General features: G+C 42.3%; 10 protein-coding genes and 1 pseudogene. 7 read left to right on the forward strand and 4 right to left on the reverse strand.

Features of this window, described 5'->3' with window-relative positions:
• Nucleotides 1–173 precede the first annotated feature (173 nt).
• Together V7K36_RS32385 and V7K36_RS32390 are read left to right on the forward strand one after the other, a co-directional pair.
• Nucleotides 174–1232 (forward strand): 3-deoxy-7-phosphoheptulonate synthase, encoded by a 1059-nt coding sequence (locus V7K36_RS32385; RefSeq protein ID WP_335121982.1) that lies wholly within the window; start codon nt 174–176, stop codon nt 1230–1232.
• A 167-nt stretch (nt 1233–1399) separates the two neighbouring features.
• The gene (locus V7K36_RS32390) at nt 1400–1870 is read left to right on the forward strand and encodes a cupin domain-containing protein (RefSeq protein WP_335121984.1); all 471 of its coding nucleotides are present in this window, start codon (nt 1400–1402) and stop codon (nt 1868–1870) included.
• Between the two features lie 156 nt (nt 1871–2026).
• Here the strand turns inward: V7K36_RS32390 and V7K36_RS32395 are convergent, their stop codons facing one another.
• Complete coding sequence (locus tag V7K36_RS32395) at nt 2027–2530, reverse strand: 2TM domain-containing protein (protein WP_335121986.1); 504 nt, start codon at nt 2528–2530, stop codon at nt 2027–2029.
• Between the two features lie 319 nt (nt 2531–2849).
• Between V7K36_RS32395 and V7K36_RS32400 the strand changes: the two genes are divergently transcribed.
• Together V7K36_RS32400 and V7K36_RS32405 are read left to right on the forward strand one after the other, a co-directional pair.
• Nucleotides 2850–3566, forward strand: coding sequence for an ROK family protein (locus V7K36_RS32400; RefSeq protein ID WP_335121988.1), 717 nt, complete (start codon nt 2850–2852; stop codon nt 3564–3566).
• Between the two features lie 82 nt (nt 3567–3648).
• On the forward strand, nt 3649–4203 hold the full coding sequence (locus tag V7K36_RS32405; RefSeq protein WP_335121990.1) for a peptidoglycan-binding domain-containing protein: 555 nt from the start codon (nt 3649–3651) through the stop codon (nt 4201–4203).
• A 53-nt stretch (nt 4204–4256) separates the two neighbouring features.
• Here the strand turns inward: V7K36_RS32405 and V7K36_RS32410 are convergent, their stop codons facing one another.
• The gene (locus V7K36_RS32410) at nt 4257–6677 is read right to left on the reverse strand and encodes a sucrose synthase (RefSeq protein WP_335121992.1); all 2421 of its coding nucleotides are present in this window, start codon (nt 6675–6677) and stop codon (nt 4257–4259) included.
• A gap of 653 nt (nt 6678–7330) precedes the next feature.
• Here V7K36_RS32410 and V7K36_RS32415 point away from each other — a divergent pair.
• A pseudogene (locus V7K36_RS32415) lies at nt 7331–7534 on the forward strand (RNA-guided endonuclease TnpB family protein); the annotation flags it as partial.
• A gap of 371 nt (nt 7535–7905) precedes the next feature.
• On the opposite strand, the gene V7K36_RS32420 reads toward V7K36_RS32415, so the two are convergent.
• Both V7K36_RS32420 and V7K36_RS32425 read right to left on the reverse strand, forming a co-directional pair.
• Entirely contained in the window at nt 7906–8223 is a 318-nt protein-coding gene (locus V7K36_RS32420) for an RNA recognition motif domain-containing protein (protein ID WP_334759823.1), read from the reverse strand.
• Nucleotides 8224–8487: 264 nt separating this feature from the next.
• Nucleotides 8488–9030 (reverse strand): phycobiliprotein lyase, encoded by a 543-nt coding sequence (locus tag V7K36_RS32425; RefSeq protein ID WP_335121994.1) that lies wholly within the window; start codon nt 9028–9030, stop codon nt 8488–8490.
• 526 nt (nt 9031–9556) lie between these two features.
• Between V7K36_RS32425 and V7K36_RS32430 the strand changes: the two genes are divergently transcribed.
• Complete coding sequence (locus V7K36_RS32430; protein WP_335121996.1) at nt 9557–11065, forward strand: efflux RND transporter periplasmic adaptor subunit; 1509 nt, start codon at nt 9557–9559, stop codon at nt 11063–11065.
• A gap of 74 nt (nt 11066–11139) precedes the next feature.
• A complete protein-coding gene (locus tag V7K36_RS32435; protein WP_335121997.1) occupies nt 11140–14388 on the forward strand; it encodes an efflux RND transporter permease subunit in 3249 nt (1082 codons plus the stop codon).
• Nucleotides 14389–14471 lie beyond the last annotated feature (83 nt).

Raw genomic sequence — 14471 nt, forward strand, 5'->3', positions numbered from 1 at the left:
TAGTCCAATAGCAAAGAAAAGGGGAAAATATTTCCCCTTTTTCAGTTATTATCTTACTTATATACAGTCTAATTAAAAATTTGTCAAGCAGAAAACAGGCTATATTAAAATGTCATGGGTTTGTGTTACACTTTTGAGTTGAAGTGCGGATATAAAATTGCCAGAGCATCCCCATGCACAAGAAATTATTTAATAGTAATATCGACAACGCTAACATTGAGAACGATCGCGTTTTGTTAACTCCCAATGAAGTCAAATCAAAATTACCTTTAACACAATTAGCCGAACAAAGAGTTTTAGCATATAGGCAGGAAATAGAAGATATCTTAGATTTTCAGGATCGCCGAAAATTTATAGTAGTTGGCCCATGCTCAATCCACGACCCAAAAGCAGCGCTCGAATATTCTGAAAGGTTGAAAATATTGGCCGAGCGAGTCCAGGATAACCTGCTACTAATTATGCGAGTGTACTTTGAAAAGCCAAGAACAACCGTGGGTTGGAAAGGGTTAATTAACGATCCAAATATGGATGATTCTTTCCATGTAGAGAATGGGTTATTAATTGCACGGGATCTATTATTAAAAATTACAGAGTTGGGATTACCTGCTGGTACAGAAGCACTAGATCCAATCATACCTCAATACATTAGTGAACTGATTACATGGTCTGCCATTGGAGCACGCACGACCGAATCACAAACTCACCGCGAAATGGCAAGTGGGCTTTCGATGCCTGTAGGTTTTAAAAACGGTACTGATGGCAATATTCAAGTAGCTTTGAATGCCCTACAATCAGCTGGAAACCCGCATAATTTTCTCGGAATTAATCAAAACGGACAGGTTAGCGTATTTAAAACTAAAGGTAATAGCTACGGTCACGTAATTTTAAGGGGTGGTACTCAGCCAAACTTTGATGCCGCAAATGTCAAACTGGTAGAAGGGAAATTAAAACAGGCAAATTTACCACCGAGAATTGTGATTGACTGTAGCCACGGTAATACCAATAAAGACTACAAATTACAAGGTGCTGTCTTAGAAAATATTGTTCAGCAAATAGTAGATGGTAATACATCAATAGTTGGCATGATGCTGGAATCGCATTTGTATGAAGGTAGTCAACCAATTACTGGTAAAGAAGAAGAATTAAAATATGGTATTTCTGTAACTGATAAATGTATTAGCTGGGAAGAAACCGAAAAAATTATTTTGGCTGCTCACGAAAAACTTAAATAAATACCAAGAAGTAGTGCCAAAATTAAGCTACGATCGCATATCTCAGCCACTATGCCTTAGTTGGTCAATATCTTGTACTATGATTTTTGAGACTGATAGTGTTATGAATAAAAAATACCATCATCTCTTCGCTTACCTGCGGCATCTAAGGAGAAACGTTAATTATCATGACTTTACCTGTTAAAGAGATTATATTAGCACCAGGAGAAGGTAATCACTTAACCATAAGTAATACACAGGTAATATTTAAAGCTGTTGGTGCTGATACTCATGGTCATTTAGGTTTATTTGAATACTTAATACAACCAGGAGGAACCGTACCAGAACTACACCTTCACCGTCAGATGGAGGAAATGTTTTATGTTGTGGAGGGAGAAGTCGAAATCCAAGCTGGAGACCGGATTGTCCAAGGTCAACCAGGAGCATTTGTACTTGTTCCTCGCAATACGCCACACACATTTGCTAACCGTGGAACAAAACCTGCAAAGTTACTGATTATGTTCTCTCCAGGTGGGGAACGCGAAAAGTATTTTGAGGGCTTGGCTTCCCTACTTCAGGATGGACAGAAACCAGACCGGAAAGCCTTGCTAGAATTGATGCGTCGATTTGACCAGGAGCCAGTAGAAAATTTACAATAATATGTTACTAATCCTGAGTACTAGGAGAATGCCTAAGTAGAGGTCATATCATATCCGGCTGATTTAGTTGTCATTGCGAGCAAAGCGTGGCAATCTCCAAACTCTTGCGATTGCTTCAGTATTGTAGGGGTACACTTACGCAAACAAGGAAATCGACTAAGCCTGTAATGCTTTAAACCACTTATTCAAAACCGTGCTGATGGTTTTCTTAATCTGATGTTTACGGCTCCACTTCTGGAATGCCATTTCATACTCCTCGCCTTTGATTTGAAAGGTATTCCAAACATCAAGCCCTACTGGCAATCCGCAGAATAGCAAAATGTACAGCGACCAAGAAATTCCGCCACCAGTGATTAAATCGACCAGTATTAAAAAACCATTGAAAATTGCATAATTGCCTAGACGCTTCTGAAATTTTCTGATGCGGTAGGCGTCAAAAGCTTTTCGCTGTTGTACTTGACCTTGTTGTACTAACCAATCACGTTCTGCTAATTTTAAAGACTCAGGTGAAATTTCTAACTCAGCAGCAATTTCTAATATCTGCTCATAAGAAAATTCTGTATCTTTGTCATCAGCTTGACGAGCGATCGCTAAGTGTAGTATTTGTTGGACATCTTCTTGGCTATAAGAGCGGAGGCTCTTGGGTTCAAATTCGATCATAACTAATATCTCTTAGTATTATTTTTAATAATGATTCCTCGACCGATAGCTGTAACACAGCTACGCCACCATCAACACAATTCGCACTAAATCTACACTAGCAAATCTAGACAGCGCAGGAGGTAGAGATTTCTAGACTCAAACCTCTATTGAAAGATACTAAAATGCTCAGAATGCTTGCTAGACAAGGATTATAGGTCTTAGTTACTCGTAAACTTAAAATAACTAAAAAATAATTTATAAATTAATACTATGGACTCATTCATAATCTTAGTTGTCAAACGAGAACTCTAATCTTCTAATCTAAGGATGTAACTCAATGATTGAAGAAAATGGATCGATTCGTACCCTATCGGTTGATATTGGCGGTAGTGGCGTTAAAGCTATGGTTTTGGATATTACGGGGAATCCTGTAACCGAAAGGGCGCGTTTAGATACACCCCAACCTGCTACACCAGAGGTTGTAATTAATGCAATTGTTGTGTTAGCAGCATCTCTTGGTGAATTTCATCGCGTTTCGGTCGGTTTTCCTGGTGTGGTGCGGTCTGGAGTCACGGAAACAGCAATAAACTTACATCCAGATTGGATCGGATTTGATTTGGAAACAGCATTATTAAAACACTTAAACAAGCCTGTACGGGTAATTAATGATGCAGATATGCAGGGATTTGGTGCGATCGCTCTTAAAGGTGTAGAATTGGTGATTACTCTGGGTACGGGGTTCGGTTCGGCTTTGTTTGTAGATGGTCATCTGGTACCGAATATGGAAATGGGGCATCATCCGTTTCGCAAAGGACAGACTTTCGAGCAGCAGTTGGGGCGTGCAGAGTTAGAAAAAATTGGTGAGAAAAGATGGAATAGGCGTTTAGAAAAAGTGATCGCATCCTTGGAACATCTATTCAATTATGATTACCTTTACATTGGCGGTGGTGAAGCGGTGAGAGTGAATTTCCAGCTACCGTTAAATGTCAAACTCATCCCCAATATCACTGGGTTATTAGGCGGTATTGCTTTGTGGCGAGATGAGAAAAAGTAAAAATTTTTTCAGCATGCACTATCCTGAACAGCAGCAATGTTGTTCGTTAAAAGAAATATTGGTTGAAGTAAAATGAACCACAATGACTGAAATTGGCCTGATGATCACGGGCGTGTTAACAATAAGACAAGCATCCGGGGACAATTTGCCACAGCAGCAATTATTTCAGCTGGAAAATGACGTAAACCAGTCAAAACAGAGTCAGTTAGAGATAACTGGTCAAGTCACACCACCTGAATTCATGCAGACAGATGGGATTTCCCAGACTTCTCCCTGTGCGATCGTAGTCGAGAAAGAACATATACTTAGTAAAATCAGCAAAAAGAACCAGTTGCTAGCTTTGTCTAACTTAGGTGAATCTAAGAAGTCCTCTCAGTCGGGAGGTAAAGTCCTTGTAAAGGTTACAGGGCGGTTCCAGAAGTTTAGTAGCCAACCTTTGCCGACTGTTTATTTCGGTAGCTCTGGTGTTGCTGTCAGAGTCTTACAACGGCTGCTAGTGTCTAACGGTTATGCCGTTAGAGTGGATGGGATTTTTGGCGCACTGACAGAGACTGCTGTCAAAGCCTTTCAAAATCAGCAGAATTTAGGTGTGGATGGAATAGTTGGTCAACGAACCTGGCAGGCGTTGACAATTTAGTCATTTGTCCTTGGTCATTTGTCCTTAGCAAATGACAAATGACAAATGACAAATTATCGGTACTTGTGCTGCTCTAATAGCTGTTGCGCTCTTGGCTTGTAAATTAAATAGAACAAAGCTTCAATATAGCGCAACAAATCTTCCCGATTTTCCTTGGAGGTAAAGTTCCAGAAGCCATAAATCCGTGCTAATGATAACAGCTTAGTAGTGTGAATTTTCCAAGTATAGGTGCTGTAAACTCGCTCAATTCCTCGCTGCGAGATTTCATTCCAAGAGTTAGCGTTATGTTCGCATTTAGTGATAAAGTCCACAATTTTTGCGGCTGTCTCGTCTAAATTTGTTGGGTTAATGTAAAAGCCATTAACCTTATCTTGAATAATCTCCAGTGGACCACCAAACTGTGTGGCAAAAGTCGGTAATCCTGAAACCATGGCCTCTAAAATTGTCAAACCAAAAGCTTCAAATAAAGCTGGTTGCACAAAAATTCCCTGATGATCGGCAATCACTCGGTAAATTTCACCAGAATCAGTTTTAGACAAGCGCACACCTAGCCAACGAATCTTCCCGTGGAGATTGTACTTGTCGATTATTTGGTAGAGTTTGATAATTTCGTCACGTTCTTCGTTGTCGCCTGATTCTTCTACACGTAACTTACCCGCCACCAAAATTAGGTTGCAATGCTCCTGCAATTCTTTACTTTTACCAAAGCATTCAGTTAAACCTGTGAGGTTTTTAATGTGGTCGAGACGCGCCATTGAGAAGAGAGGACGTTTGTTAGGCTCGTCGAGTTTGCCAAAGATTTGCGCGGGGTCTTCCAGCGTAAAGAGTGTTTCTGCAAGGCGTTGGCGATCGCTTTCCACTCGATCTTGAGTCTGGGAGTAGGGGAAATAGTTATTCTCGTTTACTCCCGGCGGTACGACATTAAATTTAGGACTAAATAATTCAATCCCATTGGTCACATGGTACAACTCTGGCATGGTGAAGCACTTATAAGACTCGTACTGTCCCACACTATCCGGTGTCCCGACAATTTCTTGGTAGGTGCTGCTGATCACAAAATTGGTAGCATTCATTGCAATCAAGTCAGCTGTGAATTGCAAAGAAAAATGATATTTATCTTCCAATTCTTGCCAGTAGAGGTTACTGAACAAGTATTTAGATTTTTCCAAAGCATGGGCAACATTGCATTGGGTAACTTTCAGTCGTCGCGCCAGCAAGAATGCCACTAAGTTCCCATCAGAATAGTTCCCAACTATTAAGTCAGGTGTGCCGTGAAATTCTGCCCGTAGCTCTCTTTCTGAATCAATGGCGAAAGTTTCTAGATAAGGCCAAAACTCAAACCGGGAAATCCAGTTTTGAGTCATGTTAGGATTAAATTCCCGTAAAGGGACTCGCAAAATCCAGGCATTTTCGCTACCGAGGACTTTTTCTAGCCGTTGATTACAAAGGGTGCCATCACTATTGGGAATCAAACGGGTGAGAATAATCACCTTTGGCTGGACATTCAATCCTTCTAAACCGGCTAGCAAGACATCTTCTTGTAGTTGCTTCTCTAGGCTCTTTGCCTGGTCGAGGACGTAAACTACCTGACCGCCGGTATCGGGACGCCCCAAAACGCCCTCTTGCCCAAACCAACCGTGAGCTGACACTAAGACGATTTTAAAAATCATCGGAACACGAGAAATCAAGGCTTCTAGGGTTTGAGGGTCGGGAGAATCAATCAATTCATCAAGAATATTTAAGCTTTCCCGCACGCGCCTTGCGGTGTTACCCCAACCCGGTTCAAAACCCATTGTTTGCAATTGAAACCGAAATTGCTCGTAGGGTTGATCATCGGAGCGATTATTAACAAAATCGATAGCTTTCTTAACCTGCTCAGAAAGTTGCTGCTGTGATTGAATGCGATCGTTGACCAGCAGTTGAATACCGTTGTAGTGGTGCAGGCGCAAGAAATTAAATAAGCTGTCCAGCAATTGTTTGGAGTCTTGAAATATTTTGCTGGATAGATAGCGGTTGAGAAATTGCACCCCCTTACCAATATTTTTGGGGTCGCGGATTGTTGGAGAGTAGTCATAAAACGGGCCGAAGTCCAATTCTAGCAGGCCGCCCTCGTTAGGATGAAATTTGTTCACCAAGCGATCGCGCAGATCCAGCAAATTCTGCACCGTCATCGGCTCAATGCTCAAGTCTGATGTCAACCAATAAACTTCTTGGCTGGCAATCTTAGAACGGATGATGAAACATAAGTTGGAGTCCTCCTGAATAATTTCCTGAGTATAGTAAATGAGTTTACCTAACTCAGAAGAAGTGTAAAAATCCTCTGCTTTCTGGGACTTTGAGCAATACTCAGCATATACATTAAGTATGTCGTTCCGCAGCAAGTACTTCTTTTCTTGTTGGCGTAATTCACTAATAAAGGAACGCAAATCACTTTTTTCTTCACTATCTAAGACTGCTTGAAGCAATTCAGACATAGCAACTCCATTAGATGACGATGTTTGCATTGTTGACTGTCAAGGCGAGACAAATAAGCCCTGACTTTTCATGGGTTCTGGAAAACCTCACTTCCATTCCTCTCCCCTTCTACGGGAGAGGCTTTGAATTCTCCCCCTTCCCTAGTAGGGAAGGGGGCTGGGGGGTTAGGTTTCGCGTTAGCTTTTCCACAGACCTGAATTGTCAGAAATAAGCCTTCACCTTTTATTGAGCCACATATAAACACGAAATAACACAGATAAACCATATTTATCTGTGTACCTATAAGTATCAACTTTTCAGATGGCACTTAAATCATGTTCTACTTTACTTAAAGTATCTATGACTCAGTATTGTTTGTCTAACCAAAGGAATACAATTTTTATTTCTTCTGATAGATGTTAGTAAAAAATTGACATAATGATAGTTAAGGCACAATCTGTCATGCCTAAAACTGCTTAATGTAATCTTTACAAAGAATATTGGGAAGTTTGAAAGCCCCTAAAGAACAGGTACACAGTACCGTATTCTGTCCTTTAGGTAGGGGATGAAAAACGACTCAGGTGGTTTTAACCACCCTCAAGATAATGCTTTGGCGCAAATATATCTAGCTATCTTATACCAAATATAATAGTATAAGGCTGGAGGTAAAAAGATGCTTGTATTTGAGTTCAAAGCCTACGGAAAGTCAGCGCAATTATCAGCAATAGATGATGCAATTCGCACTGCAAAGTTCATTCGTAATAGCTGTATTCGGCTATGGATGGATGTTAAAGATATAGGTAAAAACGACTTGCAGAAATACTGCGCGGTGCTTGCTACTAATTTCCCATTTGCAAATGAACTTAATTCAATGGCATTTTGCGCTAGACGCAAGCAACGCTTGGGGAGATGAAACCTCTACTCCTTCTGGGGCAACCCTGATTGAGCAAGTTATGTCTTAGATTCAAGAATCCCCGTCTCAATAGAAAAGGGGAGTGTCAACTACTTAATAAAGGGGTAATAGTGCAATGGCGTGATGTACAACGACCTCAGACTATCACTTAGTTGGATTAACGATTCTGGAGACATACACCATACTGTACACTAATTATTTTCTCAGTATCCCTGGTTTTTGGATCATTTTTTCCTTGGATTACTCTTAGAGTCAAAGTTTTGCATAGAAAAGGCTCAAGTATTTCTACATGAGCCTTTCCTAAATTCAATTAATGTTACTTTGGTCTATTTAGCTTAGTAGCGATTACGGTTGTAGCCACCGCCACCGCCACCGCGATTACCACCACCGAAGGAAGAACCACCTCTGTCTTCTCTGGGCTTGGCTTTATTTACTTTCAAGTCACGACCAAGCCATTCAGCACCATCAAGGGCTTCAATGGCTTTTGTTTCTTCATCTTCTGAACTCATTTCCACGAAAGCAAAGCCGCGTAAACGACCTGTTTCACGGTCAGTAGGTAGCTGAACACGCTTTACAGCACCATATTCTGCAAAAACAGCACTCAGCGCGTCTTGTGTAACTTCATAGGAGAGGTTACCTACGTAAATTGACATTAAATGTCTCCAAAATCATAAGTTTGTAGAGATTTAGATTTCGGAGAGAAGTCTGTAATACCAAAAGGGAAAAGCCTGTCAATACTAATAACAAACACTGTCGCCGAATTAATTCTCATTTCACTTCCCATGATGGCATGGCAAGTAGCTTTCTGGGGAAAAGTTTGAAAAAATGTTATAAAAAGTTATATTACCAGTTGATAGCTAAGTGCTGGCTAGTTCCAAAACGGGTGAGGCTATAGGAAACCGCACCCACGAGATTAACTAACTCTCCACTCTCTTTTCTAAATATTGACCAATCATCAACTGCTCACTAGCACGGGAGATGATGGTTTGTCTGGTGCGGTATTTGCTGCCAATTAGCTTTAACTCTTCTTCAAACATTGAACCATTGTATTCAGTTCGCAAAAACAGTGTTTTCGGGTTGGAGAAATAATACTGGGCAGTGACTGGTTTGGATATGGCAAAACCGCGATCGCGATATAAAATGTTTCCCACAGCCCCAAATAATGTTGAACCTTGCGACTCTTTCCTGGCCTTCAGCACGTCCGTACTTTCCCATGTAACTGCTGCACCACAGATCAAACTACCTGTATCAGGCAAATCGTGTATTTGAGCTAGCTTTTGCAATTCATCACAGCCCTGCTCTAGAAAATTGATCGTAACTATACTCTCCATCTCCTTGGTTTCTCCCTCTGGGAGGGTGTAGTAGCGTCGTTGCGATTGCCACTTTCCCATTGATTCCTGGAAAAATTCCCAAATCTGGGATTCGTCAGCAGTTTGTGCAATTTTTAGCAATGATGTCACTCGTAACTTTCCTCACCTAATATTTGGCGGCTGTAGTAGATATCGGTCTTTTTTTTGCTGTATATGCGATCGCTTGAGCGAAAAATTACAGCCTCAAAAAAAGCAATATATGTTTACTATTCTTAATATATTAGATCAGGCGTAAAAATTACTAGGCATTTTGCTATCGTAAATTTGGCTATATAAGCCTAAGTAGAGTTATTTGATACTGCCCATTTTAAAAGTAGGGAAGTAAAAGTCTTATATCTTCAGGAAACGCAAGTCTTCTACTAGCGGCAGATTGCAAGAAATTTAAAAATATTTATACTAAGTTAAGAATTGCATCGTCAGCTAAAAAGCTGCCTACTCAATGTTATGAGTTAAAGTGGTGAGAATTTTTCGTGATAAAAAGTAGTTTTTGATACAAAATTCTGCAAGAAGATAGCTAATTGACTCTCGCCGCTTTTCATTAGTCATAATGTCTCAAAATTACTTGGTCATGCACGGCTGTTTAACCCCAAAAGCTCCCGAAATAGGAGAAAAATAAATGATTTTGGACAGAAATAAGCCGCAGAAGCAGGCGAAAATCTCACCTTTCGCAGCCGCTAACCAGGTAATTAATACCCTGTTAGATTCAGTTGTGAAGACTGATGTGGCTGTCGCAGATGTAAAGAGTAGTTTTGACATAAAGGTGTCTTCCCCCTTTGCACCTATACTATTGATTCCCTGTTTGCTAGGCATAGGACTGCTGACAGCGAATTGTGGAGCGTTGCCCAAGGAATCGGCTGATGCAGAATCTCAGAGTCCTGGTAGTGGACAACGTGTTAATGCAACGGCTGTAGATGTAGCGATCGCTCGAACTGACTTGCTGCAAAAACAACCAGAATATACAGGTAATACAACACCCTTTCGGATTATATCAGTGCGATCGCAAGTGGAAGCGAGGTTGTTGGCTTTGAACCTTGATGTCGGCGATCCAGTTAAGCAAGGGCAAAACGTTGGGCAGTTAGATGATGCCATACTTTCGACCCAATTAAAGCAAGCAGAAGCAGAACTAGCAGCCCTGAAATCAGAAGTAGCGAGGGCAACCAATCAAGTAAGTAATGCCCGTGCAGAGGTTGAACGGGCGCGGCTAGAAGTGGTGCAAGCTCAGGCAGACTCAGAACGGCAACAGAGACTATTCAAAGCTGGAGCGATCGCTGAACAAACCGCCCAGCAATCACGCACACAGGCACAAACAGCTGCCCAGGCATTGCGGGCAGGACAAGAACAAGTCCGTACAGAACAGCAAGCCGTCGCCGCCGCCCAAGGTAGAGTACTTGCTCAACAAGCATTGGTTGCTCAAACCAAAGAGCGCAGCTCTTACGCTCGGCTGACATCCCCCATAACTGGCGTAGTCACAGAAAAGGTAACAGAACCCGGCAATCTTCTGCAACCAGGTAACGAAGTCTTAAAAATTGGCGACTTTAACCGTGTGAAAGTCGTTGTCCAAGTTTCCGAATTAGAACTGTCACAAATTCAGGTTGGGCAGTCTGTACAAGTGCGCTTAGATGCCTTCCCCAAGGAAACATTAATTGGCAGAGTTACGCGCATTTCGCCAGCCGCCGATGCCACATCTCGCTTGATACCTGTAGAGGTAGTGATTCCCAACACTCAAGCCAAGATTGGTAGTGGACTGCTGGCGCGAGTCAATTTTGAAAACCAGACACAACAGCGGGTTGTAGTACCACAAACAGCTATTCAGAAAGCAGGCAGTAAGAACTCCAAGGGTACAGGGGAGATGCAAACAAATGTACGGCAGGACTCTTCCCCAGTGAACACATCTAGTACAGCAGAGGCAAAGTCACAAGACCAAAGTGGGACAATATTTCTCGTCAAAGACACAGAAGGTAAAACGAAGGTAACAGCACGAGCCGTTATGTTGGGAAAAAGGGCTGATGGGAGAGTGGAAATTTTATCTGGTTTGCAAGTAGGAGAGCGCTATGTTGTTCGTAGTGGTAAGCCGTTAAAAGAAGGTGACACTGTAAGTCTTTCAATTCTTTCAGAAAAGCAATAGTAGGTGAGCAATAACCACCATACCAATGAAAAAAGTACTTAGTAATCAGCACTTAGCACTTATCACTTAGTAACATGCAACAAGCAAATAATAATGGCAATGGCGGATTTAGCCTCAGCGCGATCGCTATCCGCCAACATATTGGCACACTCATGCTCACCGTGGCAGTAATTGTCATTGGGGTATTTTTTCTCACAACGATCCAAGTCGATCTCCTACCGTCAATTACCTATCCACGAGTTAGTGTCCGGCTAGAAGCCCCTGGTATTTCACCGGAAGTAGCCGTAGATGAAATCACCAGACCCTTAGAAGAAACTTTAGCGGCAACCGAGAATGTAGTCCAAATTTTTTCCCGTACCCGTGAGGGACAGGTGAACCTGGATTTATACTTCCAACCAGGGGGCGATATTGACCAAGCCCTAAACGATGCGACTGCTGCTTTTAACCGAGGTCGAGGACAACTGCCAGATACGATAGAGGAGCCGCGCTTATTTAAAGTCGATCCCTCCCAATTGCCAGTTTATGAATTGGCACTGACATCTGCTTCATTGCCAGGCAAAGATTTACGCGTATTTGCTGATGAAGAGTTAACGCGTGAACTCAGTGTAGTACCTGGTGTCGCTTCAGTTGATGTATCTGGTGGTGCTGAAGAAGAAGTACGAGTGCTTGTTGACTTAAACCGATTGCAAGCTCTTGGTGTGGGCTTAAATGATGTATTAGATGAATTAACAGCCCGTAACCAAGACACTTCTGGCGGTCGGATTCTGGGGCAAAATTCCGAGCCATTGACTCGAACTGTAGGACGCTTCCAAAATGCCAAGGAAATTGAAAATATTTCCTTAGAAGTCTCATCTCCTTCATCTCCTTCATCTCCTTCATCTCTTCCCCGCCGCGTTTATTTGCGAGACTTTGCGGAGGTAATTGATGATACAGAAGACCAGCGAGTATTTGTTTACCTCAATCGTCAGCCTGCGGTGAAATTTTCAATCCAAAAGCAGCCGGAGGCGAACACAATCACAGTTGTAGATGCTGTGAAGCGGCGAATTGAACAATTACGGCAATCGGGTTTAATTCCAGCAGACATGACTTTGAGTCCCACCACAGATGAATCTGTTTTCATCCGTAATTCTTTAAATGATGTCATCTTTTCGGGAATTTCTGGGGCATTGTTAGCAGCAGCAGCAGTGTTATTATTTTTGGGATCATTCAGGCAAACATTTATTATCAGTTTGACGATTCCGTTGTGTACTTTGGCAGCGATCGCTATGATGAAAATATTTGGCTTGACTTTGAATGTGTTCAGTTTGGCAGGGTTGACATTAGGAGTCGGTCAAGCAATTGATACATCGGTGGTGATCTTGGAGAACATTTCCGAAAAAGCAGGGATGACTCCCAATCAAAGAGAGAGGGAAACAGGGGATTCCGGGAGAAATTCCAAATTTTTTATTGACAGTGCGATCGCAGCTTCCCAGGAAGTAGAATCTGCTTTAGTTGCTGCTACAGGTGCCAACTTAGTTTCTGTAGTGCCATTTCTCTTAATTGGCGGCTTTATCGCACTGCTATTTAATGAACTGATTCTGACAATTAGCTTCGCAGTCGCAGCGTCCCTTGTCGTCGCCATCACAATAGTACCGATGCTGTCTTCTCGACTTTTGGGAATTCGCTGGTCTAGTCGAATCAGTGAATTTTGGCTGCTTAGACAGTTTAATCACCGATTTGAAGATGCTACGCGGGGATACGGTAACTTTTTAACTAAGATTTTACGCTATCGGCTCCTCGTAGTTACGGCTGCTTTGATAATTTTAGGCGGCAGCAGCTTCTTTATGTTTGGTCAAATTCCCCAAGAAATTTTACCCCGCATCAGTACTGGTCAAGCTAACTTGAGAGCGCAGTTTCCTCCCGGTACACCTTTAGCAACTTCTGAGAAAGTTATGCAAATTGTTGATGACATTTTGCTCAAACAACCAGAAACAGAGTCTGCTTTCACAACTGTGGGTGGTTCTTTATTTGGCAGCAATACTACAGAAAATCCTTTACGTGCCAGTAGCACCATCAATCTTAAACCAGGCACAGATGTCGAAGCTTTCGTCAAAAAAGTAACTCAGGAATTTAACAAACTCAACTTAGCCGGAATTCTGCCGCGCCTCAATCCTGGTCAGGTGCGGGGTTTAATCTTGAGTAATTCTCCAGTGCAAGGGTCAGAAGTTGACGTGATTCTGCAAGGTGAGAATGAAGAAAACTTAACGCAAGCAGGGGCGCAAGTGTTACAAGCATTGCAGGAAAGGGCAAAATTAGCGACATTCCGACCAGATGCCGACCCCCGACAACCGGAAATCCAAATTCGCCCCGACTGGGAACGGGTTTCGGCTTTAGGCTTGAGCGCCGGGCAAATTGGTGCAACAGTTCAAACAGCAATTGAAGGTTCAGTTCCCACGCAAATTCAACGCGGTAATCGTTTAGTTGATGTGCGGGTGCAGCTAAATAAACAAGCGATTCAGCGTCCTTCCCAGCTAGAGCAATTACCACTATTTACAGAAAACAATCACCTAATCCGCCTTTCAGATGTTGCGAACATTCAAGAAGGTCAAGCGCCTGGTGAGGTGCAACGGATTAATCAGCGCCAAGCTTTTATTGTGGCAGGCAATCTCAGCGAGGGAGCTAGTCTTGGTGAAGCGATCGCCGAAGTCAACAAAGTACTCCAGGATGTAGACTTACCTGATGGGGTTTCAATTGTGCCTAGTTCTGCCCAAGAAACTAATCAGCAACTTCAGGATGCTTTAAAAACTTTGGGGGCATTGGCAGTGTTCTTAATCTTTGTAGTCATGGCAGTGCAATACAATTCGCTGATTGACCCATTGGTAATTATCTTCACCGTACCACTGGCGTTAGCTGGGGGAATTTTTGGACTTTACATTACCCATACTGCAATTGGCGCAACTGTAATTGTTGGCGTCGTGCTGCTGGTGGGAATTGTAGTGAACGCAGGGATTCTAATGGTAGAACTGGCAAACCAAATTCGAGAAGAAGAAGGTTGCACTCGCCAAATTGCGATCATGAAAGCTGCTCCTCAACGCTTGCGCCCAATTATCATGACCACAGTCACTACTATCTTGGGACTGTTTCCTTTGGCATTGGGTATTGGCGAAGGTTCGGAGTTTTTGCAGCCTTTAGGAATTGTAGTTTTCTTTGGGATGGCGATCGCAACAATGCTGACATTATTTATCATCCCCTGTTTTTATATTCTGCTGCACGATTTGCTAGGTGGAAATTGGGCAAAGCCAGTGTTTATCCGGTTACGTAGATTTACGAAAAAATTTATTTGAGTTCCTCAGAGGGATTAATATAAAACTATCCCTCCCCTAATACTCATTTTATCAAGTTTGTTTCTCCCTAACTCCTCCATTAC

Source organism: Nostoc sp. (assembly GCF_036919555.1).
Lineage (GTDB): Bacteria > Cyanobacteriota > Cyanobacteriia > Cyanobacteriales > Nostocaceae > Nostoc.

Excerpts from the sequence above, each read along its gene's own strand:
- V7K36_RS32385 (WP_335121982.1), top strand. The coding sequence starts at position 174 with ATGCACAAGAAATTATTTAATAGTAATATCGACAACGCTAACATTGAG.
- V7K36_RS32390 (WP_335121984.1), top strand. The coding sequence starts at position 1,400 with ATGACTTTACCTGTTAAAGAGATTATATTAGCACCAGGAGAAGGTAAT.
- V7K36_RS32395 (WP_335121986.1), bottom strand. The coding sequence starts at position 2,530 with ATGATCGAATTTGAACCCAAGAGCCTCCGCTCTTATAGCCAAGAAGAT.
- V7K36_RS32400 (WP_335121988.1), top strand. The coding sequence starts at position 2,850 with ATGATTGAAGAAAATGGATCGATTCGTACCCTATCGGTTGATATTGGC.
- V7K36_RS32405 (WP_335121990.1), top strand. The coding sequence starts at position 3,649 with ATGACTGAAATTGGCCTGATGATCACGGGCGTGTTAACAATAAGACAA.
- V7K36_RS32410 (WP_335121992.1), bottom strand. The coding sequence starts at position 6,677 with ATGTCTGAATTGCTTCAAGCAGTCTTAGATAGTGAAGAAAAAAGTGAT.
- V7K36_RS32420 (WP_334759823.1), bottom strand. The coding sequence starts at position 8,223 with ATGTCAATTTACGTAGGTAACCTCTCCTATGAAGTTACACAAGACGCG.
- V7K36_RS32430 (WP_335121996.1), top strand. The coding sequence starts at position 9,557 with ATGATTTTGGACAGAAATAAGCCGCAGAAGCAGGCGAAAATCTCACCT.
- V7K36_RS32435 (WP_335121997.1), top strand. The coding sequence starts at position 11,140 with ATGCAACAAGCAAATAATAATGGCAATGGCGGATTTAGCCTCAGCGCG.